32 protein-coding genes are annotated in these 25,576 nt (G+C 69.7%); 22 read left to right on the top strand and 10 right to left on the bottom strand.

The genetic code is table 11. The features are described 5' to 3' along the window. Both CEF10_RS08895 and CEF10_RS08890 read left to right on the top strand, forming a co-directional pair. Nucleotides 1–1,207: DUF1800 domain-containing protein (locus tag CEF10_RS08895; RefSeq protein ID WP_101067788.1), on the top strand; the 1,207-nt coding region annotated here is incomplete at its 5' end. Nucleotides 1,208–1,219: 12 nt separating this feature from the next. Beyond that, the gene (locus CEF10_RS08890) at nt 1,220–2,446 is read left to right on the top strand and encodes a DUF1501 domain-containing protein (protein ID WP_101067787.1); all 1,227 of its coding nucleotides are present in this window, start codon (nt 1,220–1,222) and stop codon (nt 2,444–2,446) included. Between the two features lie 168 nt (nt 2,447–2,614). Here the strand turns inward: CEF10_RS08890 and CEF10_RS08885 are convergent, their stop codons facing one another. Continuing rightward, the gene (locus tag CEF10_RS08885; protein ID WP_101067786.1) at nt 2,615–3,331 is read right to left on the bottom strand and encodes a response regulator; all 717 of its coding nucleotides are present in this window, start codon (nt 3,329–3,331) and stop codon (nt 2,615–2,617) included. Between the two features lie 156 nt (nt 3,332–3,487). Here CEF10_RS08885 and mce point away from each other — a divergent pair, with 156 nt between their 5' ends. Both mce and CEF10_RS08875 read left to right on the top strand, forming a co-directional pair. Then, complete coding sequence (gene mce, locus CEF10_RS08880) at nt 3,488–3,892, top strand: methylmalonyl-CoA epimerase (protein ID WP_101067785.1); 405 nt, start codon at nt 3,488–3,490, stop codon at nt 3,890–3,892. Next, nucleotides 3,892–4,182 carry a DUF1467 family protein gene (locus CEF10_RS08875; RefSeq protein WP_101067784.1) on the top strand — a complete coding sequence of 97 codons (291 nt, stop codon included), beginning with the start codon at nt 3,892–3,894 and terminating at the stop codon, nt 4,180–4,182. The genes mce and CEF10_RS08875 overlap by 1 nt, the downstream gene beginning before the upstream one ends. Nucleotides 4,183–4,292: 110 nt before the next feature. On the opposite strand, the gene CEF10_RS08870 is transcribed toward CEF10_RS08875, so the two are convergent. Both CEF10_RS08870 and CEF10_RS08865 read right to left on the bottom strand, forming a co-directional pair. Beyond that, a complete protein-coding gene (locus tag CEF10_RS08870; RefSeq protein WP_198586168.1) occupies nt 4,293–4,991 on the bottom strand; it encodes an EI24 domain-containing protein in 699 nt (232 codons plus the stop codon). After that, complete coding sequence (locus CEF10_RS08865) at nt 4,988–5,566, bottom strand: nitroreductase family protein (RefSeq protein ID WP_101067782.1); 579 nt, start codon at nt 5,564–5,566, stop codon at nt 4,988–4,990. The genes CEF10_RS08870 and CEF10_RS08865 overlap by 4 nt, the downstream gene beginning before the upstream one ends. 107 nt (nt 5,567–5,673) lie before the next feature. On the opposite strand from CEF10_RS08865, the gene CEF10_RS08860 reads away from it, so the two are divergent. After that, the gene (locus CEF10_RS08860; RefSeq protein ID WP_101067781.1) at nt 5,674–5,934 is read left to right on the top strand and encodes a DUF167 domain-containing protein; all 261 of its coding nucleotides are present in this window, start codon (nt 5,674–5,676) and stop codon (nt 5,932–5,934) included. Here CEF10_RS08860 and CEF10_RS08855 read toward each other — a convergent pair. Continuing rightward, nucleotides 5,931–6,170, bottom strand: coding sequence for a hypothetical protein (locus CEF10_RS08855; protein WP_101067780.1), 240 nt, complete (start codon nt 6,168–6,170; stop codon nt 5,931–5,933). The genes CEF10_RS08860 and CEF10_RS08855 overlap by 4 nt on opposite strands. A gap of 129 nt (nt 6,171–6,299) precedes the next feature. Here CEF10_RS08855 and CEF10_RS08850 point away from each other — a divergent pair, with 129 nt between their 5' ends. The 6 genes from CEF10_RS08850 to CEF10_RS08825 all read left to right on the top strand — a co-directional run bounded on the left by CEF10_RS08850 (nt 6,300) and on the right by CEF10_RS08825 (nt 8,566). Next, entirely contained in the window at nt 6,300–7,004 is a 705-nt protein-coding gene (locus CEF10_RS08850; protein WP_101067779.1) for a M48 family metallopeptidase, read from the top strand. 2 nt (nt 7,005–7,006) lie between these two features. Continuing rightward, nucleotides 7,007–7,363: a YigZ family protein gene (locus CEF10_RS08845; RefSeq protein ID WP_101067778.1), complete on the top strand. Its 357-nt coding sequence runs from the start codon at nt 7,007–7,009 to the stop codon at nt 7,361–7,363. Between the two features lie 85 nt (nt 7,364–7,448). After that, on the top strand, nt 7,449–7,715 hold the full coding sequence (locus tag CEF10_RS08840) for a DUF6455 family protein (protein ID WP_101067777.1): 267 nt from the start codon (nt 7,449–7,451) through the stop codon (nt 7,713–7,715). A gap of 5 nt (nt 7,716–7,720) precedes the next feature. Beyond that, nucleotides 7,721–8,005, top strand: a complete 285-nt coding sequence (locus CEF10_RS08835; RefSeq protein ID WP_101067776.1) for a DUF6455 family protein — start codon at nt 7,721–7,723, stop codon at nt 8,003–8,005. Further along, nucleotides 8,002–8,265, top strand: coding sequence for a DUF6455 family protein (locus CEF10_RS08830; protein WP_101067775.1), 264 nt, complete (start codon nt 8,002–8,004; stop codon nt 8,263–8,265). The genes CEF10_RS08835 and CEF10_RS08830 overlap by 4 nt, the downstream gene beginning before the upstream one ends. A gap of 34 nt (nt 8,266–8,299) precedes the next feature. Beyond that, complete coding sequence (locus tag CEF10_RS08825) at nt 8,300–8,566, top strand: DUF6455 family protein (RefSeq protein WP_157932983.1); 267 nt, start codon at nt 8,300–8,302, stop codon at nt 8,564–8,566. A 16-nt stretch (nt 8,567–8,582) separates the two neighbouring features. On the opposite strand, the gene CEF10_RS08820 is transcribed toward CEF10_RS08825, so the two are convergent. Next, nucleotides 8,583–8,954, bottom strand: coding sequence for a thiol-disulfide oxidoreductase DCC family protein (locus CEF10_RS08820; RefSeq protein WP_101067773.1), 372 nt, complete (start codon nt 8,952–8,954; stop codon nt 8,583–8,585). 190 nt (nt 8,955–9,144) lie between these two features. On the opposite strand from CEF10_RS08820, the gene CEF10_RS08815 reads away from it, so the two are divergent. Further along, on the top strand, nt 9,145–9,513 hold the full coding sequence (locus CEF10_RS08815) for a DUF6746 family protein (protein ID WP_101067772.1): 369 nt from the start codon (nt 9,145–9,147) through the stop codon (nt 9,511–9,513). Nucleotides 9,514–9,535: 22 nt separating this feature from the next. Here CEF10_RS08815 and cutA read toward each other — a convergent pair whose 3' ends face one another. The 3 genes from cutA to rimO all read right to left on the bottom strand — a co-directional run bounded on the left by cutA (nt 9,536) and on the right by rimO (nt 12,016). Beyond that, on the bottom strand, nt 9,536–9,847 hold the full coding sequence (gene cutA, locus CEF10_RS08810; protein ID WP_101067771.1) for a divalent cation tolerance protein CutA: 312 nt from the start codon (nt 9,845–9,847) through the stop codon (nt 9,536–9,538). Between the two features lie 61 nt (nt 9,848–9,908). Next, nucleotides 9,909–10,577: a PAQR family membrane homeostasis protein TrhA gene (gene trhA / locus CEF10_RS08805; protein WP_101067770.1), complete on the bottom strand. Its 669-nt coding sequence runs from the start codon at nt 10,575–10,577 to the stop codon at nt 9,909–9,911. 53 nt (nt 10,578–10,630) lie between these two features. Then, nucleotides 10,631–12,016 carry a 30S ribosomal protein S12 methylthiotransferase RimO gene (gene rimO, locus CEF10_RS08800; protein ID WP_101067769.1) on the bottom strand — a complete coding sequence of 462 codons (1,386 nt, stop codon included), beginning with the start codon at nt 12,014–12,016 and terminating at the stop codon, nt 10,631–10,633. A gap of 103 nt (nt 12,017–12,119) precedes the next feature. On the opposite strand from rimO, the gene CEF10_RS08795 reads away from it, so the two are divergent. Continuing rightward, nucleotides 12,120–14,057: an AsmA family protein gene (locus tag CEF10_RS08795; RefSeq protein WP_101067768.1), complete on the top strand. Its 1,938-nt coding sequence runs from the start codon at nt 12,120–12,122 to the stop codon at nt 14,055–14,057. A 117-nt stretch (nt 14,058–14,174) separates the two neighbouring features. Here CEF10_RS08795 and CEF10_RS08790 read toward each other — a convergent pair whose 3' ends face one another. Further along, nucleotides 14,175–14,771 carry a GcrA family cell cycle regulator gene (locus CEF10_RS08790; RefSeq protein WP_101067767.1) on the bottom strand — a complete coding sequence of 199 codons (597 nt, stop codon included), beginning with the start codon at nt 14,769–14,771 and terminating at the stop codon, nt 14,175–14,177. A 152-nt stretch (nt 14,772–14,923) separates the two neighbouring features. Here CEF10_RS08790 and CEF10_RS08785 point away from each other — a divergent pair, with 152 nt between their 5' ends. The 5 genes from CEF10_RS08785 to gndA all read left to right on the top strand — a co-directional run bounded on the left by CEF10_RS08785 (nt 14,924) and on the right by gndA (nt 20,469). Further along, entirely contained in the window at nt 14,924–15,709 is a 786-nt protein-coding gene (locus CEF10_RS08785; protein ID WP_101067798.1) for an ABC transporter permease, read from the top strand. A gap of 101 nt (nt 15,710–15,810) precedes the next feature. Continuing rightward, nucleotides 15,811–16,524 carry a PAN domain-containing protein gene (locus CEF10_RS08780; RefSeq protein WP_101067766.1) on the top strand — a complete coding sequence of 238 codons (714 nt, stop codon included), beginning with the start codon at nt 15,811–15,813 and terminating at the stop codon, nt 16,522–16,524. Nucleotides 16,525–16,786: 262 nt separating this feature from the next. Continuing rightward, nucleotides 16,787–17,977 (top strand): aspartate aminotransferase family protein, encoded by a 1,191-nt coding sequence (locus tag CEF10_RS08775; RefSeq protein ID WP_101067765.1) that lies wholly within the window; start codon nt 16,787–16,789, stop codon nt 17,975–17,977. 95 nt (nt 17,978–18,072) lie between these two features. Continuing rightward, nucleotides 18,073–18,999: an ornithine carbamoyltransferase gene (gene argF, locus CEF10_RS08770; protein ID WP_101067764.1), complete on the top strand. Its 927-nt coding sequence runs from the start codon at nt 18,073–18,075 to the stop codon at nt 18,997–18,999. 69 nt (nt 19,000–19,068) lie between these two features. Next, entirely contained in the window at nt 19,069–20,469 is a 1,401-nt protein-coding gene (gndA, locus tag CEF10_RS08765) for an NADP-dependent phosphogluconate dehydrogenase (RefSeq protein WP_101067763.1), read from the top strand. 23 nt (nt 20,470–20,492) lie between these two features. On the opposite strand, the gene hrpB is transcribed toward gndA, so the two are convergent. After that, nucleotides 20,493–22,928: an ATP-dependent helicase HrpB gene (gene hrpB / locus CEF10_RS08760; protein ID WP_101067762.1), complete on the bottom strand. Its 2,436-nt coding sequence runs from the start codon at nt 22,926–22,928 to the stop codon at nt 20,493–20,495. Nucleotides 22,929–23,123: 195 nt separating this feature from the next. Between hrpB and meaB the strand changes: the two genes are divergently transcribed. From meaB to CEF10_RS08740, 4 genes are all read left to right on the top strand, one after another. Beyond that, nucleotides 23,124–24,098 carry a methylmalonyl Co-A mutase-associated GTPase MeaB gene (meaB, locus tag CEF10_RS08755; protein ID WP_101067761.1) on the top strand — a complete coding sequence of 325 codons (975 nt, stop codon included), beginning with the start codon at nt 23,124–23,126 and terminating at the stop codon, nt 24,096–24,098. Nucleotides 24,099–24,264: 166 nt separating this feature from the next. Continuing rightward, nucleotides 24,265–24,555: a 50S ribosomal protein L28 gene (gene rpmB / locus CEF10_RS08750; protein ID WP_101067760.1), complete on the top strand. Its 291-nt coding sequence runs from the start codon at nt 24,265–24,267 to the stop codon at nt 24,553–24,555. 103 nt (nt 24,556–24,658) lie between these two features. Then, nucleotides 24,659–25,024 carry a DUF2946 family protein gene (locus tag CEF10_RS08745; protein WP_101067759.1) on the top strand — a complete coding sequence of 122 codons (366 nt, stop codon included), beginning with the start codon at nt 24,659–24,661 and terminating at the stop codon, nt 25,022–25,024. 51 nt (nt 25,025–25,075) lie between these two features. Then, nucleotides 25,076–25,549 (top strand): copper chaperone PCu(A)C, encoded by a 474-nt coding sequence (locus CEF10_RS08740; RefSeq protein WP_101067758.1) that lies wholly within the window; start codon nt 25,076–25,078, stop codon nt 25,547–25,549. Nucleotides 25,550–25,576 lie beyond the last annotated feature (27 nt).

Below are 25,576 nucleotides of genomic sequence, written 5' to 3'. Positions count from 1 at the left end.
GGCCGTCCGTGCCGCGCGCCGCGCCGCCACCGAGGGCGACCGCGAGGCCGCGCGCCGGGATGCGCGCCGGCGCAAGCGCGGTTTGCGGCGCGATGCCGCGCGATGGGCCGGGCAGATGCTGCTGCGCCGCGCGCTGGGCGAGGACGGGTTGCGCGAAAGGCTGACAGCCTTCTGGGCCGACCACTTCACGGCCGTCGGCAAGGGCGCGCTGATGCGCGAGTTGCACACGCCCCATGTCGAACAGGCGGTCCGGCCGCACGTGGCCGGACGGTTTTCCGAGATGGTGCGCGCCGTGGCCACGCAGCCGATGATGCTGCGGTATCTCGACCAGCATCGCTCCGTCGGGCCGAACAGCCGGGCCGCGGAGCGCAACCGGCGTCTCGGCGGGCTGAACGAGAACCTTGCGCGCGAGATGCTCGAGTTGCATACGCTGGGCCCCGCGGGGCCGTACGACCAGGCGGACGTGCGCGAACTGGCCGAGCTTCTGACCGGGCTGACGTTCAATGCGCGTGACGGATTCGTCTTCCGCGCGGACCGGGCGGAACCGGGTGCCGAAACCGTCCTCGGGGTAAGCTACGGTGGACGTGGGGGGCGGCTCTCGGACATCCACGCGGCGCTCGACGATCTGGCCACGCACCCCGCAACGGCCCGGCACATCGCGAAAAAGCTGGCCGTGCATTTCGTTTCGGATGCACCGGCGCCCGACCTCGTCGCGCACATGGCGGCGCGGTTCGCGGCGGCGGACGGTGACCTCGCCCAGGTGTACGCCGCGATGCTCGAGCATCCGGCCGCCTGGGATCCGGTCGCGCGCAACGTGAAGGCGCCGGTGGATTTCGTGGGTTCGGCCTTGCGCGCGCTCGACATCGTGCCGGGGCACCTGCCCCGCGACCGGCCGGGCGAAATGCGCGACACCCTTCTGACGCCCCTCGCGCTGATGGGGCAGGAATGGGCCCGGCCGCTGGCCCCCGACGGCTGGCCCGAGGATGACGCGGCCTGGATCACGCCGCAACGGCTGGCGGCGCGGCTGCAATGGGCGATGTCGGCGCCGTTCCTGTTGCGCAAGGTGCTGCCCGATCCGCGGGATTTCGTTCATGTCGCGTTGGGCGCGCGCGCCCCGAACGATGTGATCGCGGCCGCGCGGGCGTCGGAAAGCCGGGCAGAGGGCATCGGCGTCGTGCTTGCCTCGCCGGCGTTCCAGAGACACTAGGAGGAGTTCACGATGCCGTGCAGCGATACCCTGGGCCGGCGCGAATTCCTGGCACGCGGCGCGGCGCTGGGCTGTTGCCTGGCGGCCAGCCCTCTGGCAACTCCCGTGGTCATGGCCGACACCCCTGGCGAGAACCGGGTGGTCGTCATCATCCTGCGGGGCGGTATGGACGGGCTCGATGCCGTCCGACCCCATGCCGACCCCGAGTTCGTGGCGCTGCGGGGGCGGAAAGCAGCACGCGATGGCCTCGATCTCGACGGGTTCTTTGCCCTGCACCCCGGCCTGGGCGGGCTGATGCCGCTTTGGCGGTCGGGGGAACTGGCGGTCGTGCACGCCGTCTCAACGCCTTACCGGGACGGTCGCAGCCATTTCGACGGGCAGGACATCCTCGAGACCGGCGTCGCACCGGATGCCGCCGGACGCATCCGCGACGGCTGGCTCAACCGGATGCTGGGGGTGATCCCCGGCGCGCGGGCCGAAACGGCCTATGCCATCGGCCGGGGCGACATGCTGCTCACCCGCGGCGATGCCGCGGTGGCGCAATGGTCACCGGATGCCGCGCTGTCACTCAGCCCGCAGGCCGAGGCGTTGCTGGGGCGCGTCATGCGTGATGATCCGCTGTTCGGCGGCGCAATGGACGAGGCGATCGCGCTGTCGCGCATCGACCGCGCCGGTGCCGGCGCGGTCGACCGTGCGGGCATGATGGGGGCGATGCAGGACACCATGCGCGCGGCGCGCGGCGGTGCGGGGCCGGACAGCATCGCGCGGTTCGCCGCCGAACGGCTGCGCGGCCCGGCGCGTGTCGCGGCGTTTTCGCTCAACGGGTTCGACTCCCATGCCAACCAGTCCCGCGTGCTGGACCGTGCGCTGGACCGGTTGCAGACCGCCATCCTGACCCTGCGTGACGGGCTGGGGCCGGCCTGGGGCCGGACGACGGTCCTGGCCATGACCGAATTCGGCCGCACCGCGCGCCGCAACGGCACCGACGGCACGGATCACGGCACCGCGGGCGCGATGCTGCTGGCCGGTGGCGCACTGCGCGGTGGCCGTGTGCTGGGCGACTGGCCGGGCTTGGCCGAGGCCGATCTGTACGACCGGCGTGACCTGCGCCCCACCGGTGATGTGCGCACCCCTGCGGCCTGGGTCATGCGGCATTCGTTCGGGCTGGACCGCGCGATGCTGGAACGCGCCGTCTTTCCCGGCCTCGAGATGGGCGAAGACCCCGGGCTGATGGCCTGACCCACAGGCATCGCGCCGCGGCAGGTCCGGCTTAACCTGCGGCGCGTGCCATGCCGGGAAGGTGACGATGCCCCGGGCGGGCGCAGGCCGGTGCCGCTGTGGCGTGCCGCGGGCCGCGCCCCTTGCCGGGGCGACGCCGGCGGGGCCGCGTGGGCCGTCGCGGTTCTTTCAGATCGCGACCTCGCGGTTCACGCGCTCCTGGACCATCGCCGAAAGCCGGGCGAGCTTGTCAAGGTGCGTCTCGCCCTGCCGCCGCGCGCGCGCCGTCTCGGTGATGGCGCGCCGCAGGGGACCATCGTTTGCCGCTTTCGCGACGCCACCGATGAACTGCAGCGCATAGTCGAGTGTCCGATCGCGGTCGCAATCGTCCAGCAAGGTTGCGGCGTGCGCCATGTCGTCCCGAAACGCCACGATGTCCGGGGTCACGGTCGATTCCGTCAGCTTGCGCGGCCCCGGCGGCTGCCTGTCCGCGGGCATGTGATCGAGCAGTGTCTGCTGGAACACCGCCAGCTGCGTCACCGGCTTGGCCAGGAACCCGTCCGCGCCGGCGGCCAGCGCACGTTCGCGCAGGCCGTCGTCGCCACTTGTTCCAAGCAGGGCGCCCACCCGGGGATGCGCGCGGGCCAGTTCCGAGATCAGGTCGAGGCCCGAACCGTCGGGCAGGCCGATGTCCACGACAACCGCCGAGGGGCGGTAAACCTGCAGATGCCGCCGGGCGGACAGTATGCAATCGGCACGGCGTATGCGCGCGCCGCTGCGCAGGCATAGAAGGCGCATCGCGTCGCAGGCGAAACGGCTGTCTTCCACCACGAGCACGGTGAGACCGAGCAACGGGCGTGTGGCGGTGGGCGACGGGCACTGGTCGGGGCGGTCGAGATCGTCCATTTCCGGTCTCCTCCGGCTTTCCTCATGGGGTGTACGACTCAGGATTAGGCAGGTGTGGCTAACGGGCGGTTAAGCCGTGCGGTTGCGTCGGTGTGACGCTTGCCTCGCCGACGCGTTCGCCCCATAACCCGAGGCAGACGTCGAAAGGAGTTGCCGATGATCGGACGCCTGAACCATGTTGCCATTGCCGTTCCCGACCTCGAGGCAGCGGCGGCGCAATACCGCGACGCGCTGGGCGCGAAGGTCGGTGCGCCGCAGGACGAACCCGACCACGGCGTGACGGTGATTTTCATCGAACTGCCCAACACCAAGATCGAACTGCTCTACCCGCTGGGCGAAGACAGCCCGATCCGGGGGTTCCTCGACAAGAACCCGGCGGGAGGCATCCACCATGTCTGCTACGAGGTCGAGGACATCACCGCGGCGCGCGACCAGCTGAGCGCGGCCGGCGCGCGGGTGCTCGGGTCGGGCGACCCCAAGATCGGCGCGCACGGCAAGCCCGTGCTTTTCCTGCATCCCAAGGATTTCCAGGGCTGCCTGATCGAGCTGGAGCAGGTCTGATGGGCATCACATCGGCCATTGTCCTGTTCATGGTGATCTGGTTTCTCACCTTCCTGATCGTCATCCCGATCCGCATCCAGACGCAGGGCGAGGCGGGCGAGGTGGTGCCGGGGACCCACGACGGCTCGCCCGAGCACCACCACCTGAAAAGGAAGGCGTGGATCACCACGGGCGTTGCATTCGTGCTCTGGGCGATCATTGCGGGCGTGATCGTCTCGGGCCTCGTGACGGTGCGCGACATCGACATGTTCGAGCGCATGGGGCCGGGTGCAGCCGAAAGCGCAGGCTGAGCGTGCCTGGGTGACGATCTTCTTCTTGCACCAAGTATCCCGGGGGGTGAGGCCGGCGGCCGAGGGAGCAGCGCCCCCCGCTGCGACGCCGGCCCCGCGGCGGCGGCGGTTCAGTTCCGCGTCTTCGCCGCCAGCTTGTGATAGATATGGGTGAAGGTCGCCGCGCCCAGGATGGGCACGACCAGGTTCATCACCGGGATCGACAGCGGGATCGCCATCAGCGTGCCGGCCGCCCAGAGCGTAAGCCGGTGGCGCGCGCGCATCTTCTTCGCCTCGGCCCGGCCGACCCGGCGCATCGCGGCGACCATGAAGGCCTCCATTCCCAGCAGGTAACCGTTGAGCGCCCAGAAGATGAACGGCGCCGCCGGGGCCAGAAGCAGGTAGAGCACCAGCGCGACAAGGTTCGCCGCGATCATGATCCCGAGAAAGTTCAGCGCGTCGCGCAGCCCTTCCAGGAAGGGCACGCCCGGCACGCGGGGCAATTGCGGGAAGTGCTTGTCCTCGACCGCCTGCGCCACGTCCTCGAGGAACATGCCGACGAAGGCCGAGGCCACCGGCACCATCAGCACCACCGACAGCAGCAGCATCAGCGGCAGGCTGCCCCAGGACAGAACGTTGTCGACCCAATGGACCTCGCCGATCAGGGGCAGCGTCGCCGAATCGCCCACCAGCCAGTTCAGCAGCCACACGAGCACGGCATAAAGGGCCACGAACAGGCCCACGGTCAGCCCGAGCCCCAGCAGCAGAACGCGGCGGAATGCCGGGTCGCCGATCTGGCCCAGCGCCTTGAAGAAGGACGAAAGGATCATTCCGAGAGCCATGTGGTGCGGGCCTCCATGTCTGGCCGGGGGCGATCCGGCGGTACAACGGTTTCCGTGCCGATGTGAACGATGCCGGCCACGCGCTCGGTGCTGCCGAGCCCGAGGCCGGTTTCGACGAAGCCGCGGTCGTGCGCGGGCCAGCCCGACAGCCAGTTCGCCCCCCAGCCCGCGGCAAGGGCGGCGTTGAGCAGGCCGAGGCAGACGGCGCCGGCCGAATAGCTTTGTTCGATGGCTGGCACCTTGTCCGAGGGCACGGGTGATTCGACGACGGCCACGGCCAGATGGGCATCGTCGAAGGCCCTGCGGGCCTTGGCGATGTCATCGGTGTCGCGGCCCAGCGCCGCGCCGCGATCGGCCACCAGCGCCCCCAGCCGCTGCAGCGCGCCGCGCTCCAGCACGATCAGCCGCCACGGCTCCAGCTTGCCGTAATCGGGGGTGCGCAGCGCGGCCTCCAGCAGCGGGCGAAGGGCGTCGCGCGTCGGCACGGGCAGGCCGAGCGTCTTGGCCGGGCGCGAGCGGCGATTGCGCAGGAAGGCCAGGGCGGCAGGGTCCGGGGCGGGCATGGGGCGGGTCCGTTTTGGCGATGGCGCGTTACATGTCGCGGTGCGGCGCGCGCAGGTCAAGCCCTGCCACGCTTGCCGTCGGGTGTGTGGCGCGCGATAACGCCCGCATGGCGAAGCCGCCCGACCTGTCGCACTTGGCCCGCGACGGCGCCGAGATTGCCGTGCGCGTGACACCGCGCGCCGCCCGGGATCGCATCGCGGCCGACGAGGCGGGCGGCCTGCGCGTTCACGTCACCGCTCCGCCCGAGGATGGCAAGGCGAACGCCGCCGTTCAGAAACTCCTGGCCAAGGCATTGGGCGTGCCGAAATCGCGGCTTTCCCTGCTGCGCGGCCGGACGGCGCGCGACAAGGTGTTCCGCCTCGGCTAGCCCTTGCCGCGCGTGCGCGTATAGACACCTTCGGGCAGGTCAAGCGCCGCACCGAGGTCGCGCAGCTGGTGCATGGTCAGGGTCACCTTCTGCACGGTATCGGTGCGCGCGTCGTATTGCTCGACCGTCACGCATTCCTCGAAGGCATGGATCGTGACGTCCTCGGCCAGCGGCGCGGCCCCCTCGTCCACAAGGGTGATGACCGTGGCATCGAATTCGTGCTCGATCGAGAACATGGCCGGCCTCCTGTCGGTCCGCGGGTCTCCGCGCGTGCCGGCCCCGCGCGACGGCGGGGCTGGCGGCGCCGGCCAAGCTTGATAGAAGTGGCGGCAGGGATGCAACTGCTATCGGGAAGACCGGGGGGAATGCGGGGAATCGCGCTGATCTGTCTTGTCGTCGTCGCCGGCTGCGCGGCCGCGCCGGTCGCCGGGCCTGACTCGGCACCGGAGTCCGGTGTCGCGCCGATGTCGCGGGCCGAGGCCGACGCGGCGGCGGCACGGTTCATCGAGGTCGTGGAAACCGTGGAGCCGGTGGCCGAGGATGTCTGCCGTGCCCGCACGCGCGGACTCAACTGCGATTTCGCCATCGTCGTGGACGACCGGCCCGGCCAGTCGTCCAACGCCTTCCAGACGCTCACGCGGGGCGGCCGCCCGGTGATCGTCTTCACCCTTGCCATGATCGCGGATGCGCGCAATCGGCACGAAATGGCCTTCGTCATGAGCCACGAGACCGCGCACCACATTGCCGGCCACATCCCGCGCCAGCAGCGCAACGCGGCCGCGGGCGCGATCGCGCTGGGCAATATCGCCACGCTTTCGGGGGCGGGGCCGGATGTCATCCGCGACGCGCAGCAGCTGGGGGCCGTCGTCGGTGCGCGGCAGTATTCGAAGGCCTTCGAGCTCGAGGCAGACGCCCTGGGCACGTTGATCGCCAAGCGCGCCGGCTATGACCCGCTGCGCGGGGCCGAATTCTTCACGCGCATCCCGGACCCGGGTGATCGCTTCCTGGGCACCCATCCACCCAACGCCCGGCGGATGGAAACCGTGCGGCGCGTCGCCGCGGGACAATAGGGATGCACCAGATCACCGACGTCGTTCGGGACCGGGGCTCGAAATACGCCGTCTCCGGCGGGCCGGCCACCACGAGCGATGAGGTCGACGCACTGCTCGCCGCGCTCAAACGCGACCGGAAGTTCGCCCGGGCGACCCACAACAGCTGGGCGGTGCTGTTGTCGGACGGCACGCCGCTGAAGGGCGATGACGGCGAAACGGGGGCCGGCATGGTCATCCTGCGCATGCTCGAACGGGCCGGGGTGCACGACCACGCCATCGTGGTGACCCGCTGGTTCGGCGGGCGCAAACTGGGCGGCGACCGCTTCCGCCGGATCCAGGATTGCGTGCGCGCCTATCTCGACGACACGGCCGGTTGATGCAGGTCAAGGCTGGGCCGCGGCGGCCCGCGTAGCCTTGTTGGCAGTTGCCCGGGGGCCGCCGGGCCCAAGCCAGGAGGCCGCGATGACCGAGAATGCCACTCTGAAACGCCACGCCGCATTGGTTGACAACATGGCCGCAGCCGTTGGTGTCGATCTGGAGCAGAAGACGATGGAGGGGCATCTCGACCCCGACGGGATCGCCGAGGCGGTCCTGCGCTGCACCGGTTGCCCCGATCCGAAGGCTTGCGAAAGCTGGCTTGCCGAGAACGCCGCCGGTGCCGGGCGCCCGCCGCACTGGTGCCGGAACGCGCGAATGCTGGACCGCCTCGCGGCTGGCGGGCACGGGTGAGCGGGATGTCGGCCGAGCGTTTGAAACCCCTGGGCCCACCGCGGCGCCACTACTGGCTGCTCAAGCGGATGGCCCGGGCGACGGGAACGGACCTTGTCCGCGCGCGGCACGCCGGATCGCTGGATGGGCCGGACTGGGCCGAAATGGTGCAGCGATGCCGCGGCTGCGGATGGGCCGGCGGCTGCGCGCGCTGGTTGCGCGCCGAGCCGCACCGCGAGGTGCCGCCGCACGGCTGCGCGAACCGGGCACGGCTGGCCCGGCTGAAGATCGATCAGGTGATGGACAGATGACGGCACAACTGCGCTACCTCGGTGATCCCGCGATGCACTTCTGGCTGACCCGGTCGATGGCGCGCGCGACGGGGCTGAATCTTTCGGAGGCGATGAAGGATGGCCGGCTGACACCCGAGGGCTACACGGAGATGGTCGACCGCTGCCGCTGCTGCATGCATGCGCAGAATTGCGCCCAGTGGCTGGCGGTCAACGGGGCGGATGCCGATGCCGCACCGCCCTTCTGCCGGTTGGCGGAGACACTTGAGACGCTGCGGTGACGGCGTCACGCAGATGATGAGAAGGAGAAAGACGATGGGACTCATGAAGGTGATCGGACAGATGGAACGCCGCGCCGACGTGATGGGCCGCATGGCCCAGCGGCTGGGCGTCGACTGGTCCGAGGAGATTGCCGCGCACCCCGACCGCGCGGCGGGCATGTACCGCGGCGCGGTGGTGACCTGCGCGCAGTGCGAGCGCGAGGGCGATTGCCTGCGCTGGATGGAACGGCACGAGACCTCCGATCACACCCCGGACTTCTGCCTGAACAAGGAATTGCTGGAAGGCATGCGCGGAAAGTAGGGCCGCATCGCGGCGCCTACGCGCCGCGCTGCATCCGGCGCCTGTGCCGGGCGTAGAGCGCCGGGGCGAGCACCCGGTCATAAAGCCCCGCGGCAACATGTCGGAACCCGGGCAGGCCCGCGACCTTCGCCAGGGGCCGATAGCGCGGCATCTGCTGCCATAGCAACAGGAACGCCGGGAAACCGCTGTAGATCCTGTCCTCGTGGCGGACGTGAAGCCGGCGCGCGGCATCTTCCTTGCTGATGCCCCAGGCCGCGGTGTCGGACCGGTTAAGATCATCGAACACGATGGGCAGCCCGCGCGCCGTGCGGTAGCGGGCGTAGTGGTCGATCTCTGCCCGGCACACCGGACAGGCCCCGTTGTAGAGTACGCGCGTTTGCCCCGTCATGGCGGCACCTCCTTCGCCACGGGACATATCGCGCGCCCCTTCGGTGTCCAGCGCGGCCAGGGAGAATGCGGTTGTCGCGTTTCGCTAATCCTGATAAAAGAAGTCGGGTAAGGGCGGCAGCCATCGGTTGCGTATCGACAGCCAGACCGGTCCGGAGCCACGCAATCACACGAAACAAGGAACCGCACACATGAAACCGATTCTGCCGTTCGCCCTGGGTGCCCTGCTTGTGGCCGCGCCGGCCTTGGCCGGGGACGAGGTCGATCACTACCATGCCGAACCGTCGGAGACGCTGGAACAGGCGATCGCGAATTTCTCGGAATACAACGCGAAGGTGGCCGAGGTTCTGGAGCGCGAGGACCTGACGCGCGCCGACATGGAGGAAATCCATCAGTACACCTACACGATCGAGGAAGCGCTCGCGAAGATCAACGAGACGACCGATGCGTTGGCGGTGACGCTGGAAGAGGTGCATCTTTCGTCGGAAAGCGACAACCCGGCGAAATTGCGCGGGGTGGCCGAGGTCTACCTCGAGACGGCGCAGAAGGTCGTGCCCTGAGGCGCGCACGCGGGGCCGGGGGTCAGCTGCCCCGGGTCTCCGACTCCAGCCATCGGGACGCATCCTCGGTGGTCTCCACCGCTTCCCAGGTGATGACCGGCAGGTCGTAGGGGTGTTCCGCCTCGATCAGCTGCACGAGGGCGGGGCGCAGGTCGGCCGTGGTCTTGAAGGTGATCTGCACCTCGGGCTCCTGCTCGACGGCGCCCTGCCAATGGAACAGGCTCAACACCTCGGTCGCGGCATTGGCGCAGGCGGCCAGCCGCTGGGCCAGCGCGGCCTCGGCCAGTGCGCGGGCACTGTCGAGATCGGGGCAGGTGGTGGTGAGGTGGATCATGGACGCCTCCGTTCGAGTCGGGGGCAGACTACACGCGCGCCCCCGCTGCGCCAACGCGGCCCTACACCGACGCTGCCGCCATGGTGATGCCAACGAAGAAACACGCCGTCCCGCCCAGCACGAACCCGTGCCAGATGGCCAGCGAGAACCTCAGCCGTTCCCAGCGATAGAACACGATCCCCGCGGTGTAGGCCAGCCCGCCGGCGAGGATCAGCCACAGGCTGGCCCCGGGCAGCACGCCGGTCAGCGGCACGAAAAGCGCGACACCGGCCCAGCCCAGCGCAAGATAGGGGGCCCAGCCATCGGTCATGCGCCCCGGCTTGGTGAGAATCTTCATCGCCGCGCCGACCAGGGCGAGCGCCCAGATGACCCCGAGCAGGACATAGCCGAACAGGCTGCCCAGCATCGCGGCCAGCGGCGTGAAGGTGCCGGCGATCTTGACGTAGATGGCGGCATGGTCGAGCCGCCGCAGGATCGGACGCAGCCTGGTGTGGGCGCCCAAATGATAGGCCGCCGAGGCGCTCAGCATCACCACCAGCGTGCCCGAATAGACGATCGCCGCGGTCAGGGTCGCCCCGTCCATCCGCCAGGCCCAAAGCGCGAACAGCAGCGACACGCCGACAATGGCGGCCACCACGCCGGAGACATGCACCACCGCGTCGGCAATGCGTTCGGCGCGGCTGTAGGCCGGGTAGGCCGGGTCGCGGGCCTGTTCCAGTGCGGTCGACATGGGACACAGATAACACCGGTGCGGGGCCATTGCAGCCCCCGACCCGTTGCGGATCATGGCGACGGGCGCAGCGCGCCCCACAGGTCGTACTCGCCCGCCTCGTCGACCTCGACGGTGACGATCTCGCCGGGGGTCAGCCGCTCGGCGCCCTCGTCGATGAAAAGGCAGCCGTCGATCTCGGGCGCGTCGGCCATTGTGCGGCAGGTGGCGATGCCATCGGCGTCGACGTCGTCCACGATCACGTGGAGCCGCCGGCCCACCTTCGCGGCGAGTTTCGCCTCGGAAATTGCCTGCGCCTTCTGCATGAAGCGGTCCCAGCGCTCCTGCTTGACCTCCTCGGGGACGTGGCCGGGCAGGGCGTTGGAGCGCGCGCCTTCAACGTTCTCGTACTTGAAGCATCCCACCCGGTCGAGCTGCGCCTCGTCGAGCCAGTCCAGGAGCGTCTGGAACTCCGCCTCGGTCTCGCCGGGGTAGCCGACGATGAAGGTGGAGCGCAGGGCGATGTCCGGGCAGATCGCGCGCCAGGCCGCGATCTCGTCAAGCGTTTTCGAGGCGGCCGCGGGGCGCGCCATGCGCTTGAGGGTGTCGGGATGCGCGTGCTGGAACGGGATGTCGAGATAGGGCAGGACCAGCCCGCCATTTTCCCCCGCCTGCCCCATCAACGGGACGAGTTCGCGCACATGCGGGTAGGGATAGACGTAGTGCAGCCGCACCCAGGCGCCCAGCCGGCCCAGCTCGCGCGCCAGCGGCACGATGGGAAACCTATCTTCACGGTCCGCCCAGTCGGTACCGTAGGCCGAGGTGTCCTGGCTTATGACCAGAAGCTCGCGCACGCCGCTTTCCACCAGCTTTTCCGCCTCGCGCAGCACCGCGCGCTGCGGGCGCGATTGCAGCTTTCCGCGCATGTCGGGGATGATGCAGAACTTGCAGGCGTGATTGCAGCCCTCGGAAATCTTGAGGTAGCTGTAGTGCCGCGGCGTCAACTTCACGCCGCTTGCCGGCAAAAGGTCGACGAACGGGTCGGGCGCGGGCGGCACGGCGTCGTGGACCGCGTCGAGCACCTGTTCGTACTGGTGCGGACCGGTCACTGCCAGCACCCTCGGGTGCGCGCCGGTGATATACTCCGGCTCGGCGCCCAGGCAGCCGGTGACGATGACGCGGCCGTTTTCCGCGATGGCTTCGCCGATCGCCTCGAGGCTTTCGGCCTTGGCCGAATCCAGGAAGCCGCAGGTGTTCACGATCACCGCGTCGGCCCCGGAATAGTCCGACGATATGCCATAGCCCTCGGCGCGCAGCCGGGTCAGGATGCGTTCGCTGTCGACAAGGGCCTTGGGGCAGCCAAGGCTGACCATGCCGATTGTCGGTTGGCCGGCGCGGCGGGTGTCGGGGGCCCGGGCACGGGCCATGTCGGGCCGCAGGTCGGGCGGATTGGTGCTCATGGCGCCGCTATATCTGACAGCCGCCCCGGCTTGAAGCGAAAACGCTTGTTGCGCGCCCGCGGCCGGCCTAAATCGGAAGGCACAGTCGCGAGGGGGCGTTTCGATGAAGTGGCTTTTTCGGATCCTTGGTCTCTTGGTCGTGTTCGCCGTCGTCGCGGCGGGATCCCTGCTGCTTCTGCCGGGCGACCGGATCGCATGGATCGCCGCGGGCCAGATCGAAGGCATGACCGGCCGCGCCGTCGAGATGTCCGGCGACACCACCGTGAGTTTCTACCCGGTTCTGGGAATCAGCACGGGGCCCGTGACCATCGCCAATGCTGAGTGGTCGGATGGCGGCCCGATGCTGCGGGCCGAAAGCCTGAAGGTGGGCGTCGACCCGGCCGCGCTGATCGGCGGCGAGGTGCGGATAACCGGGCTCGAGGCGCGCGCGCCCGAGATCCTGCTGGAACGCGCCGCCGACGGGCGCGTCAACTGGGAACTGGGGGTCGAGGGCGTGGCGCCCTCGGGCGAAACCTCCGAGGCAGTGGCGGAAGGCGCCAACCCGCTGGCCCTGACCCTTGACCGTGCCCTTATCACCGGCGCGGCGGTCACCTATGCCGATCGTGGCGCCGGCACCCGCACAGAGATGCGCGGCATGGATTTCGACCTGCGCTGGCCCGAATACGCGGGGGAGGCGACGCTCGAGGCCACGCTGCGCCCGGCGGGTCAGGCGGTGCGCATCTCCGGGGCCCTTGACCGGGTTGGCGATTTCATCGCCGGGAAGGTGACCGACCTGACGCTCGACGTCGAGGCGCCGGGCGCGCAGGTGTCATATGCAGGGCAGGTCGGGGCCCAGCCGCAGCTGGGCGGACGGGTGCAGGCCGACATCGGCGATACCGCGGCTTTCCTTTCGGCACTGGGTGTTGACGGGGCGGCACCGCCGCAGGGCCTTGGGCGGGCCATCACCCTGGACGGCCAGCTCAGCGTCGCGCCCGACATGCGCGTTTCGCTTCGGCAAATGACGCTCGGGCTGGACAACAACCGGCTGACGGGTGACGCGGATCTGCGTTTCGATGGTGAGCGGCCGACGATCAAGGCACAGCTTGCGGCGGGCGCGCTCGACCTGTCCGCGCTGGCCGCTGGCGGCGACACCGGCGGCCAAGGTGACGCGGGCGCGGCGCGGGATGGCTGGTCGAAGGCGCCCATCGACGCCAGTGCGCTCGGGCTGGCCGATGCCGATGTCCGGCTTTCGGCCGACAGTCTTGAACTGGGCGATTTCCGCTTCGGCGCGACGCGCACGAAGATGACGCTGGACCGCTCGCGTGCGGTCTTTCAGCTGAACCGGCTTGACGGCTACGGCGGGGTGGTCAAGGGGCAGTTCGTGGCCAACAACCGCTCGGGTTTGTCGGTGGGGGGCGACATGAACGCCGAAGGCATCAAGCTCAAGCCGCTGCTGCGTGACGCCGCCGGCGTCACACGGCTGTCGGGCCGGGGCAAGGCGAGCCTCGATTTCCTCGGCGTGGGCCAGTCGGTGCACGCGATCATGAACAGCCTGGATGGCAGTGTCGCCATCGACACCGGTCGCGGCAAGATCGAGGGTATCAATCTCGACAAGCTCATGCGAAGCGGTGACGTTTCCGGGGGCACGACGATCTTCGAGAGCATCAAGGCCACGTTCCAGATCAAGGACGGGCTCATGACCGGCGATGACCTCGAGATGAAGCTGCCACTGTCGCGCGCCGAGGGAAAGGGCGGCATCGACCTTGGCAAGCGGCGCATCAACTACCTGTTCACGCCCGTGCTTCTGGAGGGCGAGAAGAGCAGGCTTGCCGTGCCCGTGCGCATCAAGGGGCCGTGGGCCAGCCCCAGCATCCTTCCCGATCTGGGCAACGCGATCGAGCGCAACCTCGACGAGGAAAAGAAGAAGCTCGAGAAGAAGGCGCGCGAAAAGGTGGAAAAGGAACTGGGGATCGAGCGCAAGGAAGGCCAGTCCACCGAGGACGCGGTGAAGGACAAGATCGGCAAGGAGCTGGAAAAGGAACTCAAGCGTTTGTTCGAGTGAGCTTTGTTCGAGTGAGCCAGGTCACGACACGGGCCGGCCGGCACTGGTAATATTTCGCCCACCCCTGCCACGCGGAGTCGCCGCCGCGCGCCGGTTCGGTTCCGCCCGCGGGGGCGATCAGCGTTTGCGGTCGCGGCGTGAACTCATGGGCTGGAACGCCACGCCGACGTGGGCCTCGCAGTAGGGCTTGCCCGACTGGGTCGGCAGGCCGCAGAACCAGAAGTCCTCGGTCGCCGGGTCGCCGACGGGCCACTTGCAGGTCCGTTCGGTCAGTTCCATGAGCGACAGCTTCTTCGCCTTCTTCTCCACCTCGGAAACCTTGGCCAGCGCCTCGGGGTCGATCTCGTTGGCCGAAGGTTGCGGCGGCAACGGCTGGCCCGCGGGGATGACGGGGCTTTCCTCTGCGTCCATCTCCGGTTCGGGCGGCTGGGCGCCTTGCGCCGGCTCTTCTTCGGGTTCCGGCGCGGCCTGCGGCTGCGGCGCGGCCTTCTCCGCCTTGGGCTCTGGCGCTTCGGGCGCCGGCGCCGGTTTGGCCTTGGTCTCGGTCGCACCGGCGGCCGGGCCGCCGGTGCGGTTCGACAGGCCCAGGCGGTGAACCTTCCCGATCACCGCGTTGCGGGTCACGTTGCCCAGTTCCTTGGCGATCTGGCTGGCCGACTGGCCCTCGTTCCACATGCGTTTGAGCATCTCGACGCGTTCGTCGGTCCAGGACATCCGCTTACCTCTATCGACAAGGGCGGCCCGATCCGCGCGCCGCCCCGTAAAACCTTGAACGGCTATTGTAGTCACTCATGGCTGAGTTACAAGACATGGCAATCGGCACGCAGGGGGCAGGCATGGCGCAAATGCAGGAGCAGATGCACGACATGGGCACGCGGCGCTTCGGCCGTGTCAACTGGCTTGGCCTCTACACCCTGGCCGAGCGCGAGGTGAAGCGGTTCCTCGCGGTCTGGACGCAGACCGTGCTTGCGCCGCTCGTCACGGCGGGTCTGTTCATGGTCATCTTCACCATCGCGATCGGCCCGCGGCGCGGCGATGTCATGGGCGTGGATTTCACGACATTCATCGCGCCGGGCATCCTGATGATGACGGTGATCCAGAACGCCTTTGCCAACACCTCGTCCTCGATCGTGATCTCGAAGGTGCAGGGCAACATCGTCGACACCCTCATGCCGCCGCTCAGCCCGATGGAGCTGGTGCTGGGCTACATGGCGGGCGGTATCGGCCGCGGGCTTCTCGTCGCCTGCGCGGTGGCGCTTGGCCAGTGGCTGGTCCTGGGGATCACGCCGCATCACCCGCTCTGGATGCTGATCTTCATGCTGCTGGGTGCCGCGTTCCTGTCGGGGCTGGGCATGGTCGCGGGCATCTTTTCCAACAAGTTCGACCAGATGGCGGCGATCACCAACTTCGTGGTCACGCCGCTGGCCTTCCTGTCGGGCACCTTCTACTCGGTGCAGGCGCTGCCGCCGGTGCTGCGCGAGATCACGCATTACAACCCGATCTTCTATCTCATCGACGGTGTGCGCTTCGGGATGATCGGGGTGTCGGATTCGTCCCCGTGGAAGGGCCTTGTCATCGCGGTGCTGGCAACCGCGGCCATCGGGGCGCTGTCCTGGATCATGTTCCGCCGCGGCACGCGGCTCAAGGTATAGGCTGCTATCCGATGACATCGTCGCGTTATTGAGGCGCCCCGGGGTGCCGTGACACGCTTGGCGGGCCATCTTCGTGTACGAGAGAAAGGAAAGGTCCGCCAATGTTCCGCAAGACGATGTTTCTCGCACTGGGCGGTGTTGTCGCCCTCGCGGCATCGGCCTCGGCAGGGACCGCGCCGCCGCCGCCGATGAAACTCGGCACCTACGTGAACGTGAAATCCGATACGCGCTCGATCACCAAGGTTACGCTTCGCACGAAAAACACCAGCAGCCGTGGCGGCTGCAACGACGACGGCACCTGCACAACCGTCCATACGCCGCCGTCATATTACCGCGTTCGGCTGTGGGGTTCCTGTTCGCCGGAAGACTGCGATTGGGGCGCCACGTCCACCACACGACCGCAGCGCGGTGGTCCCTACATCGCGCACTACGACCAGGGGTTCGCAAAGCGCCGGGTGGAGATCCACGCCGTGGGCAGCGAGATGATGCGCCTCGTCGTCCATTCGACCTATGACGACAACCGCTCGGACCGGAGCTCGACCAGCATCCTCGCCCGCCGCGCCACCCGCGAACGCCCCGGCGCGCGCAGCGTCACCTGGGAGGGCGGCACGAACCGGCCCGGCGCCGATTTCCGCAACTTCTGGATGAACCGCGACCAGCCCGGCCTTTGCGCCATGGCCTGCGAGCAGGACCGCCGCTGCCGCGCCTACACCTACGTCAAGCCGGGCGTGCAGGGGGCAAATGCCCGCTGCTGGCTCAAGAACGGCGTGCCGAGCGCGGTCAGCAACAACTGCTGTGTCTCCGGCGTCAAGTGACCGCCGGGCCACGCGCGGCCTCGGCCTCGCCGCGGCGCGATGGACAAGCTTCGCCGAACGGTCTATGCCACGGCGCGACCCGCCCCGGATCCCCGGGCCGTGACACGAAAGGCCGCGCGTGACACACGCAGCAACAAGAAGCCGCCGACGCCCGCGCCGCGCCTGAACCCTGCGCGCGGGGCAGGGTTTCGTCTGTCCCCGACATTGACACCGCACCGCCCCTGGGGCACCCAAGAGCCTTGTGCCGAAAAGGATATCCGCGATGATCGCTTCCGTCCTGCCCACCTACAACCGCGCCCCGCTGCAATTCGCGCACGGCGAAGGCAGCTGGCTTGTCACCGACGACGGCCGCCGCTTCCTCGACATGGGCGCGGGTATTGCCGTCAACGCGCTGGGGCATGCACACCCCGCGCTGGTCACCGCGCTGACCGAACAGGCCGGCAAGCTGTGGCATGTCTCGAACCTTTTCGAGATCCCCCAGCAGCAGGCGCTTGCCGACCGGCTGGTCGAGTCCACTTTCGCCGATACGGTGTTCTTCACCAATTCCGGGACCGAGTCGCTGGAACTCGTGGTCAAGATGGCCCGGCGCCACTTCTTCGATGCCGGCCAGCCCGAGCGCACGACGATCATCGGTTTCGAGGGCGCCTTCCACGGCCGGTCCAACGCCGCGATCGCCGCCGCGGGCGCAGAGAAGATGACCAAGGGGTTCGGCCCGCTGATGCCGGGGTTCCGCCATCTGCCCTGGGGCGATCACGACGCGCTGCACGCCGCCATCGACGACACCACGGCCGCGATCCTGATCGAGCCGGTGCAGGGCGAGGGCGGTATCCGCCCGCTGCCCGACCAGTGCCTTCGGGGCCTGCGGGAGCTGTGCGACGAAAGGGGTATCCTGCTGATCCTCGACGAGGTGCAGTGCGGCATGGGCCGGACCGGCAAGCTGTTCGCCCACGAATGGGCCGGTGTGGCACCCGACATCATGATGGTCGCCAAGGGCATCGGCGGGGGCTTCCCGCTGGGTGCCGTCCTTGCACGCGAGCGCGCGGCCGCTGCGATGGGCGCGGGCACGCATGGCTCCACCTACGGCGGCAACCCGCTGGGCTGCGCGGTGGGGCTCAAGGTCATGGAGATCGTGGCCGACCCGGCCTTCCTCGAGGACGTGCGCCGCAAGGCCGGCGTCCTGCGCCAGCGGCTAGAGGGGCTGGTCGCCGAACACGGGGATGTCTTCGAGGGCGTCCGCGGCAGCGGCCTCATGCTTGGCCTGAAATGCACCGAGATGGTGACCAACGCCGAACTGGTCAGGGCCGGCCACGCTGCCCGGCTCATCACCGTGCCGGCGGCCGACAACGTCGTGCGCCTGCTGCCGCCCCTGACGATCACCGACGACGAGATCGCAGAGGCCGCCGCGCGGCTCGGGACCGCCGCGCGCGAAACCCCGCGAAAGGAACCGGCCTGAGGTTTCATCTTGCCCCAAATACTCCGGGGGAGTCGCCCGAAGGGCGACGGGGGCAGCGCCCCCGTCCGCACCCACCGGCCAAAGGGATTGCCGCCATGACCCATTTCCTCGACATCCACAAGACGGATCCGGCCGCGCTGCGGCGCATGATCGACGACGCGCGCACCATGAAGGGCGCGCGTGACGGGCGCCCGCACGGCGCGACCGATGATGAACAGCCCCTTGCGGGCCGCATGGTCGCGCTGATCTTCGAAAAACCTTCCACCCGCACGCGGGTGAGCTTCGATGTGGGCGTGCGCCAGATGGGCGGACAGACGATGGTGCTGTCGGGCGCGGACATGCAGCTGGGCCACGGCGAGACGATCTCGGACACCGCGCGGGTGCTCTCGCGCTACGTCGACCTGGTCATGATCCGCACCTTCGACGAATCGGTACTCACCGAGATGGCCGAGCACGCCGACGTGCCGGTCATCAACGGGCTGACGGACCGCACCCACCCCTGCCAGATCATGGCCGACGTGATGACCTACGAGGAACACCGCGGCCCGATCGCGGGGCGCAAGGTCGTCTGGTCGGGCGACGGCAACAACGTCTGCGCGTCCTGGCTCCACGCCGCCGGCCAGTTCGGGTTCGATTTCACCTTCACCGGTCCCGCGCCGCTCGATCCAGAGGGCGAGTTCGTCGGGCTCGCCCGCCAAAAGGGCAGCCGCGTGGCGATCGAGCGCGACCCGGCCGTGGCCGCCGAGGGCGCCGACCTGATCGTCACCGATACATGGGTTTCGATGCACGACAGCCAGTCGGCCAAGGAACGGCGCCACAACATGCTTCGGCCCTACCAGGTGAACGACGCGCTGATGGCACGGGCGAAACCGGACGCGCTGTTCATGCATTGCCTGCCCGCCCACCGCGAGGAGGAGGTGACCAACGCCGTCATGGACGGCCCCGCCTCGGTCGTCTTCGACGAGGCCGAGAACCGGCTGCACGCGCAGAAGGCGATCATGCGCTGGTGCCTCGGGGTGTAAGGCCGCCGGCGCTGGTCAGCCGCGCCCCGATCGCCTAGCCTGAGACGGCAGGCAAGCGTGGAGGCGGGCATGAGCGAGGCGGCGATCGGCATCTACGGGCTGGGCACCATGGGCAGCGCGCTGGCGTTGAACATGGCCGAGGCCGGGATAGAGGTCGCCGTCGCCAACCGCGAGACGGACTGGCTCGGCCCCTTCATGGCGCGCGCCGGTGACCTTGCCGCGCGGCTGCATCCGCACGACACGCTGGGCGCCTTCGTGGCCGGGCTGGCATGCCCGCGCGTGGTGATGTTCATGATCCCTTCGGGCGCGGCACTCGACGAGATGATCGCGGCGCTCGCGCCGCTTCTGGACGCGGGCGACACGATTATCGACGGTGGCAACGCGGATTTCCACGACACCCGCAGGCGCGCCGCTGCTCTGGCCGAACGCGACCTGCATTTCGTGGGTCTCGGCATCTCGGGCGGTGAAGCCGGCGCGCGGCACGGCCCCTCGATGATGCTGGGCGGCAGCGATCGCAGCTGGCAGCATCTGCGCCCGATCCTGACATCCGTGGCCGCCGAGTATGACGGCCAGCCCTGCGTGGCCCACCTTGGCCCCGACGGCGCGGGGCATTTCGTGAAGACGGTGCACAACGGCATCGAATACGCCGAGATGCAGGTGATGGCCGAGCTTTACGGCCTGATGTGCCACGGCATGGCCATGCCGCCGGGGCGGATCGGCGAAGTCTTCGCGGTATGGGACGCCGGGCCGCTGCAATCCTACCTGACGGGGGTGACGGCCGAGGTCCTGCAAGCCACCGACCCGGAGTCCGGCCATCCGGTTGTCGACGTGATCCTCGATGCGGCCGGGCAGAAGGGCACCGGCCGCTGGACCGCCATCGAGGCGCTCCGCATGGGCCAGTCCGCCAGCATGGTCGAAGCCGCGGTCGGCGCGCGCAGCTGGTCGGCGGAAAAGGCCACGCGCCAGCGCGCCGAGACGGTGCTGGGCGGGCGGCGACTGGCGCTTGACCTTTCGACCGAAGCGCTTGCCGGCGCGCTGGAGGCCGCGCGCGTCCTCGGCCACGCGCAGGGCTTCCGCATCCTCGCGGCGGCGGCGCGGGAATTCGATTGGCCGCTCGAATTCGCCACCATCGCGCGGATCTGGCGGGCGGGCTGCATCATCCGGTCGGCCATGCTCGACGACATGGCCGCCGCCTTCGACGCGGTCCCGCCCGAGGACGAGTTGATCCTGTCGGAGCATTTCGCCGCACGGCTGGCCGAGCGCCTGCCGGACCTGCGGCAGGTGGTGGTGGCGGCGGTGGCGGGCGGGCACGCGGTGCCGGCTCTGTCGGCCGCGCTGGCGTGGGCCGACACCATGCGGCAGGGGCGCGGCACCGCCGACCTGATCCAGGCACAGCGGGACTATTTCGGTCGCCACGGTTTCGCCCGGCTGGGGCAGGAGGGCCGCCACCACGGGCCGTGGTGGTCGTGACGTGGCAAGTGGACGCGGGCAGCCTATGACCGCCGCTTGGCCTTCAGCGTGGGGTCGGCCTGCGTCGGGTCCTCGGGCCAGGGATGCCTGGGGTAGCGGCCGCGCATGTCGCGGCGCACGTCCGCATAGGAGGTGGCCCAGAACCCGGGAATGTCCATCGTGGTCTGCACGGGCTTGCCGGCAGGTGACAGAAGCGTCACGCGCAACGGGCGCCCGGCGACCCGGGGATGGGTCGTCTGGCCGAACATCTCCTGCAGGCGCAGCGCGATTTCCGGATGATCGCCGGAATAGTCGATCGGGATCTTCCGGCCCAGCGGCGTGACGAAATGCGCGGGTGCCTCGCGGTCCATCACCTGCGTCTGTTCCCAGTCGAGCCGCGCGCGCAATGCCGGCAGGAGATCGAGCGCCTTGAGCTGCTGCGCGTCGCGGACATCCGAAAGATACGGCAGCAGCCAGTCCTCGAGCGTGTCCATCAGAGCACGCTCCGAGAAATCGGGCAGGGCGTGGCCGGCCTGACGGGCCAGCTCGGCGCGGGCAACGAAGCGGCGGGCGCCCTCGCTCCACGGCAGGCCGAGGTCGCGCACGCCGTCGAGCATGGCGTGCGCCACCGTCGCACCGGGCACGTCGCGCCAGATCCGGTCGTCCAGAACCACCGCGCCGAACCGCTCCTGCCGGCGCGCGGTGACGCACCGGTCGCGGCGTGACCACGCGCAGACGTCGTGCCACGCGATGCGATCGGAAAACAGGCGGCGCAGCTCGCCTTCGGCGATCGGGATCGCCTGCCGGATGCGGGCCTCGCGCGCGTCGCCGTCCAGGTCGGTGGCCACGACCAGACGGCTGCCCGCGAGTGGGTCGCCCTCGGGCATCGCCGCGCCCTTGCCGCCCGACAGCACGTAACGCGGCGCTTCCCCGGACCGCCGCAACCCGACGCGGTCCGGGTAGGCCAGGGCGGCCATCTCGGCATCGCTTGCGCCTTCCATGTCACCCGGCGGCGCCTGTTTGGCCAGCCGGCGGGCCTCGGTGTCGATCCGGTCGAGCGCGGCACGGCTGTGCGGGTGGTCGCTTTGGCCCGCGCGCACGGCCTTCAGCCGCAGCGACAGGCCCACCGGCGCGTCGCGGCCAAGCGGGTCACGCTCGGCCAGCAACGCGGCCAGCGGCGCGGCGGTTGGCCCGGCGACGGCCAGCATGTGCGCCAGCCGCGGGTGCAGCGGCAGCCCGGCCAGTGCGCGGCCGTGGGCGGTGACGCGGTTCTCGTCGTCCAGGGCACCCAGCATTCGCAACAGCGCCTGCGCCTCGGCATAGCCGCCGGGATTGGGCGGGGTGAGAAAGGCCAGGTCATCCGGCGCCGCGCCCCAGACGGCCAGTTCCAGCGCGAGGCCCGCAAGGTCGGCCACCTCGATCTCGGCCGGCGGATAGGCGGGCAGGGCGCCCTCGGCCCCCTTCGTCCACAGTCGGTAGCAGATCCCTTCGGCCACCCGCCCCGCGCGCCCCGCGCGCTGGGCGGCCTCGGCCCGGCTGACGGGGTCAGTCACCAGCCGCGACATGCCGCTCGAGGGGTCGAAGCGCGCCCGCCGCGCGCGGCCGGCATCCACCACCACGCGGATGTCCTCGATGGTCAGCGAGGTCTCGGCGATGGCGGTGGCCAGCACAACCTTGCGCCCATTTGCCTCGGGCCCGATGGCCGCACGCTGTGCGGCGAACTCCATGGCACCGTAAAGCGGGCGAATCCGGCAATCGCCCGGCAGGCGGCCCTCCAGCAGCGATTGCGTCCGCCGGATTTCGCCCGCGCCGGGCAGGAAGACCAGCACGCCCCCCGAGGTCTCGGCGACCGCCTGTTCGACCAGGTCCGCCGTGGCCTCGGGCAGCCGGCGGGCGCGGGGCACGGGGCGGTCGAGCCAGCGGGTCTCCACCGTGAAGCTGCGGCCGTGTGAGGTGACGACCGGCGCGTCGCCCATCAGGCGCGCCACCGGCTCGGCATCCAGCGTGGCCGACATCGCCACCAGGATAAGGTCCTCGCGCAGGGCGCCCGCGATCTCGAGGGCCAGCGCCAGACCGAGATCGGCGTTGAGCGAGCGTTCGTGGAACTCGTCGAAGATCACCGCACCGACGCCCGAAAGCTCGGGGTCGTCCTGGATCATGCGGGTGAGCAGGCCTTCGGTGACGACCTCGATTCGCGTGGCGCCCGTGACCTTCGTCGCCCCGCGCATGCGGTAGCCCACGGTCTGGCCGGCGGGTTCGCCCAGCGCCTGCGCCATGCGCTCGGCGGCGGCGCGCGCGGCCAGGCGGCGCGGCTCGAGCATCAGGATGCGCCCGGGCGTGAGCCCCGCCTCGAGCATGGCCAGCGGCACGCGCGTCGTCTTGCCCGCGCCGGGCGGGGCCTGGAGCACGGCGCGGCCGTGGCCGCGCAGGGCGTCCAGAAACGCCGGCAGGGCGTCGTCGATGGGCAGGCGGGCCGTCATCGGGCGCGTTATCGGGCATGGCCGGGCGCAGGTCCAGCCCCGGCCGCGCAGGTTCGCCAAGGGGGCGCTGCCCCCGTCGCCCTGCGGGCGACTCCCCCGGAGTATTTCGGGGCAAGATGAAGGGCGCGCGGGCTCTGGACTTTCGGGCGCCCGGGTTGGAGAAACGGGGCGCGGATTGCAGGCAAGGGGGCTGGCATGGACATCGACACGCTGGCGCGGGGAATCGTGAAGGGCGACCGCCGGGCGCTGGCCCGGGCGATCACGCTGATCGAGAGCGCGCGGACCGATCACCGCGAGCAGGCCGCGGCGCTGATCGAGGCGCTCAAGGATTCCGGGCGCGAGGCGGTTCGCATCGGCCTGTCGGGCACGCCGGGCGTGGGCAAGTCGACCTTCATCGAATCCTTCGGCACCATGCTGACCGGGCAGGGGCTGCGGGTGGCGGTGCTGGCGGTGGACCCGTCGAGCGCACGTTCCGGCGGTTCGATCCTGGGCGACAAGACGCGGATGGAGCGGCTCAGCCGCGATCCCGATGCCTTCATCCGCCCCTCGCCGTCGCAAAGCCATCTGGGCGGGGTGGCGCGGCGCACGCGCGAGGCGGTGGCCGTTTGCGAGGCCGCCGGTTTCGACGTGATCGTGATCGAGACCGTGGGCGTGGGGCAGTCGGAAACGGTGGTCGCCGAGATGTCGGACGTCTTCGTGCTGCTTCTGGCACCGGCGGGGGGAGACGAGCTCCAGGGCGTCAAGCGCGGAATCATGGAAATCGCCGACCTGATCCTCGTCAACAAGGCCGACGGCGACCTGAAGCCGGCGGCGCAACGCACCTGCAACGACTACGCCGGTGCCCTCCGGCTGTTGCGCAAGCGGCCGCAGGACCCGGACGGGTTTCCCAAGGCGATGACCGTTTCCGCGTTGCAGGATGCAGGGCTTGCGCAGGCCTGGGACGAGATCCGCGCGCTGGTGGACTGGCGCCGGGCGGAAAGCCATTTCGCCGCCCGCCGGGCCGAGCAGGCGCGCTACTGGTTCGACCAGGAGGTGCGGCAGGCATTACTCGCGCGGCTGGACACGCCCGCGGCGCGGGCGGCCCTGGACGATTACGCGCGGCGCGTGGCGGAGGGGCGGACAACACCGGCGGTGGCGGCGCAGGACCTTCTGGCAGGGCTGCCGGACTGACCGCCGCCGCGGCGGCGAATCGCGCGCGATTTTGCCCGGGCGAATCCCTTGACGCCCCGTGGCGATGGCCGTAAAGACGGCCGACGAATTCGGGGCGCCGCCCGTGACGGTGCCCGTTTGTATTGGCGGGGGTTCGCCCCCTGGACCGCAAGACGAGGATTGACCCATGTCGCGCCGCTGCGAACTGACCGGAAAAGGGCCGCTGTCTGGCTACAATTCCAGCCACGCCAACAACAAGACCAAGCGCCGGTATCTGCCGAACCTCAACGACGTGACGCTGCAGTCGCAGACGCTGGGCCGCGGCGTGAAGCTGCGTATCTGTTCGTCGGCGTTGCGCACCGTCGATCACCGCGGCGGGCTGGATGCCTTCCTGGCCAAGGCAAAGGACAGCGAGCTGTCGCCCAACGCGCTGAAGGTCAAGCGCGAGATCGCCAAGGCGCAGGCCGCCGAAGCCTGACCCGCGGCCATTCCGACCAGAGATCACAGCCCTGCCGGTTTCGGCGGGGCTGTTTCCTTTTGTCCCTTTGCGGTCGCCGCCTTGGACCATTAGACAAGTGGTGATGACCTCGCACGGCCTGTCCTGCCCGCGCCCTCTGGCGGCCATACTGCTCGCGCTTGCCCTGGTGGTGACGGGGCAGAGCATGGCGATCGCGCGGGGCACTGCCACGGCGGCCGGCGAGATGGTGATTTGCACCGGTACCGGCACGGTCACCGTGCCGGTGGATGCCGAGGGCAACCCGACCGGTCCACCCGTTGTCTGCCCCGATTGCGCGCTGACGGCCATGGCCGCGATGCCCGTGACGCAGGCCGTCGCCGGCCTCGCGCTGCCATCGCGCGCCAGGCGGGCAGGTTTGCCGAGGCAGGTCGCCGCGGTCTCGCGCGACCGCGTGGCGCCGCGGGCACGCGGCCCGCCGTCCGCGGGCTGACACCGACCGATCCACATAGCACGCCATATCCATCGCCAAGGAGAAAACGCGATGTCCATCAAGAGCACCCTTCTGGCAGGGATTGCCGCCCTGTCCCTCGCCGCCCCGGCCCTTGCCGGAAACATCGAGGTGAAAGACCCCTACGCGCGCAGCGCGGCCATGTCCGCCATGTCCGGCGCGGCCTTCATGATGATCCACAACACCGGCGAGACCGACGACCGGCTGGTCGGCGCGGCCTCGCCCGTGGCCGAGAAGGTGGAGTTGCACACCCACAAGGAGGACGACATGGGCGTGATGCGCATGATCCATGTCGAGGAAGGTTTCCCGCTGCCCGCCGGCGGCAAGATCGCCATGAAGCGCGGCGGCCGGCACGTGATGTTCATGGGCCTCAAGGCGCCGTTCGAACAGGGAGACACCGTGCCGCTCACCCTGACCTTCGAGACTGCCGGGGAGATGTCGGTCGAGGTGCCCGTCGACCTGGAGCGCCAGCCGATGGAAGGACATGGTCACGACATGGGGGATTGACCCCGGGTCAAGGCCGACGCTGATGGG

The organism is Roseovarius salinarum (assembly GCF_002834145.1).
In the GTDB taxonomy this organism is placed as follows: Bacteria; Pseudomonadota; Alphaproteobacteria; order Rhodobacterales; family Rhodobacteraceae; genus Roseovarius; species Roseovarius salinarum.
This window is presented reverse-complemented; position numbering and strand designations above follow the sequence as displayed.

Excerpts from the sequence above, each read along its gene's own strand:
- CEF10_RS08775 (WP_101067765.1), top strand. The coding sequence starts at position 16,787 with ATGATCGCTTCCGTCCTGCCCACCTACAACCGCGCCCCGCTGCAATTC.
- CEF10_RS08855 (WP_101067780.1), bottom strand. The coding sequence starts at position 6,170 with ATGTTCTCGATCGAGCACGAATTCGATGCCACGGTCATCACCCTTGTG.
- hrpB (WP_101067762.1), bottom strand. The coding sequence starts at position 22,928 with ATGACGGCCCGCCTGCCCATCGACGACGCCCTGCCGGCGTTTCTGGAC.
- CEF10_RS08865 (WP_101067782.1), bottom strand. The coding sequence starts at position 5,566 with ATGCCCGCCCCGGACCCTGCCGCCCTGGCCTTCCTGCGCAATCGCCGC.
- trhA (WP_101067770.1), bottom strand. The coding sequence starts at position 10,577 with ATGTCGACCGCACTGGAACAGGCCCGCGACCCGGCCTACCCGGCCTAC.
- CEF10_RS08830 (WP_101067775.1), top strand. The coding sequence starts at position 8,002 with ATGACGGCACAACTGCGCTACCTCGGTGATCCCGCGATGCACTTCTGG.
- CEF10_RS08860 (WP_101067781.1), top strand. The coding sequence starts at position 5,674 with ATGGCGAAGCCGCCCGACCTGTCGCACTTGGCCCGCGACGGCGCCGAG.
- CEF10_RS08790 (WP_101067767.1), bottom strand. The coding sequence starts at position 14,771 with ATGTCCTGGACCGACGAACGCGTCGAGATGCTCAAACGCATGTGGAAC.
- meaB (WP_101067761.1), top strand. The coding sequence starts at position 23,124 with ATGGACATCGACACGCTGGCGCGGGGAATCGTGAAGGGCGACCGCCGG.
- CEF10_RS08745 (WP_101067759.1), top strand. The coding sequence starts at position 24,659 with ATGACCTCGCACGGCCTGTCCTGCCCGCGCCCTCTGGCGGCCATACTG.
- mce (WP_101067785.1), top strand. The coding sequence starts at position 3,488 with ATGATCGGACGCCTGAACCATGTTGCCATTGCCGTTCCCGACCTCGAG.
- cutA (WP_101067771.1), bottom strand. The coding sequence starts at position 9,847 with ATGATCCACCTCACCACCACCTGCCCCGATCTCGACAGTGCCCGCGCA.
- CEF10_RS08890 (WP_101067787.1), top strand. The coding sequence starts at position 1,220 with ATGCCGTGCAGCGATACCCTGGGCCGGCGCGAATTCCTGGCACGCGGC.
- CEF10_RS08885 (WP_101067786.1), bottom strand. The coding sequence starts at position 3,331 with ATGGACGATCTCGACCGCCCCGACCAGTGCCCGTCGCCCACCGCCACA.
- CEF10_RS08795 (WP_101067768.1), top strand. The coding sequence starts at position 12,120 with ATGAAGTGGCTTTTTCGGATCCTTGGTCTCTTGGTCGTGTTCGCCGTC.
- rpmB (WP_101067760.1), top strand. The coding sequence starts at position 24,265 with ATGTCGCGCCGCTGCGAACTGACCGGAAAAGGGCCGCTGTCTGGCTAC.
- CEF10_RS08820 (WP_101067773.1), bottom strand. The coding sequence starts at position 8,954 with ATGACGGGGCAAACGCGCGTACTCTACAACGGGGCCTGTCCGGTGTGC.
- CEF10_RS08875 (WP_101067784.1), top strand. The coding sequence starts at position 3,892 with ATGGGCATCACATCGGCCATTGTCCTGTTCATGGTGATCTGGTTTCTC.
- gndA (WP_101067763.1), top strand. The coding sequence starts at position 19,069 with ATGAGCGAGGCGGCGATCGGCATCTACGGGCTGGGCACCATGGGCAGC.
- CEF10_RS08835 (WP_101067776.1), top strand. The coding sequence starts at position 7,721 with ATGTCGGCCGAGCGTTTGAAACCCCTGGGCCCACCGCGGCGCCACTAC.
- CEF10_RS08780 (WP_101067766.1), top strand. The coding sequence starts at position 15,811 with ATGTTCCGCAAGACGATGTTTCTCGCACTGGGCGGTGTTGTCGCCCTC.
- CEF10_RS08740 (WP_101067758.1), top strand. The coding sequence starts at position 25,076 with ATGTCCATCAAGAGCACCCTTCTGGCAGGGATTGCCGCCCTGTCCCTC.
- rimO (WP_101067769.1), bottom strand. The coding sequence starts at position 12,016 with ATGAGCACCAATCCGCCCGACCTGCGGCCCGACATGGCCCGTGCCCGG.
- CEF10_RS08840 (WP_101067777.1), top strand. The coding sequence starts at position 7,449 with ATGACCGAGAATGCCACTCTGAAACGCCACGCCGCATTGGTTGACAAC.
- argF (WP_101067764.1), top strand. The coding sequence starts at position 18,073 with ATGACCCATTTCCTCGACATCCACAAGACGGATCCGGCCGCGCTGCGG.
- CEF10_RS08870 (WP_198586168.1), bottom strand. The coding sequence starts at position 4,991 with ATGATCCTTTCGTCCTTCTTCAAGGCGCTGGGCCAGATCGGCGACCCG.
- CEF10_RS08815 (WP_101067772.1), top strand. The coding sequence starts at position 9,145 with ATGAAACCGATTCTGCCGTTCGCCCTGGGTGCCCTGCTTGTGGCCGCG.
- CEF10_RS08850 (WP_101067779.1), top strand. The coding sequence starts at position 6,300 with ATGCGGGGAATCGCGCTGATCTGTCTTGTCGTCGTCGCCGGCTGCGCG.
- CEF10_RS08785 (WP_101067798.1), top strand. The coding sequence starts at position 14,924 with ATGGGCACGCGGCGCTTCGGCCGTGTCAACTGGCTTGGCCTCTACACC.
- CEF10_RS08825 (WP_157932983.1), top strand. The coding sequence starts at position 8,300 with ATGGGACTCATGAAGGTGATCGGACAGATGGAACGCCGCGCCGACGTG.
- CEF10_RS08845 (WP_101067778.1), top strand. The coding sequence starts at position 7,007 with ATGCACCAGATCACCGACGTCGTTCGGGACCGGGGCTCGAAATACGCC.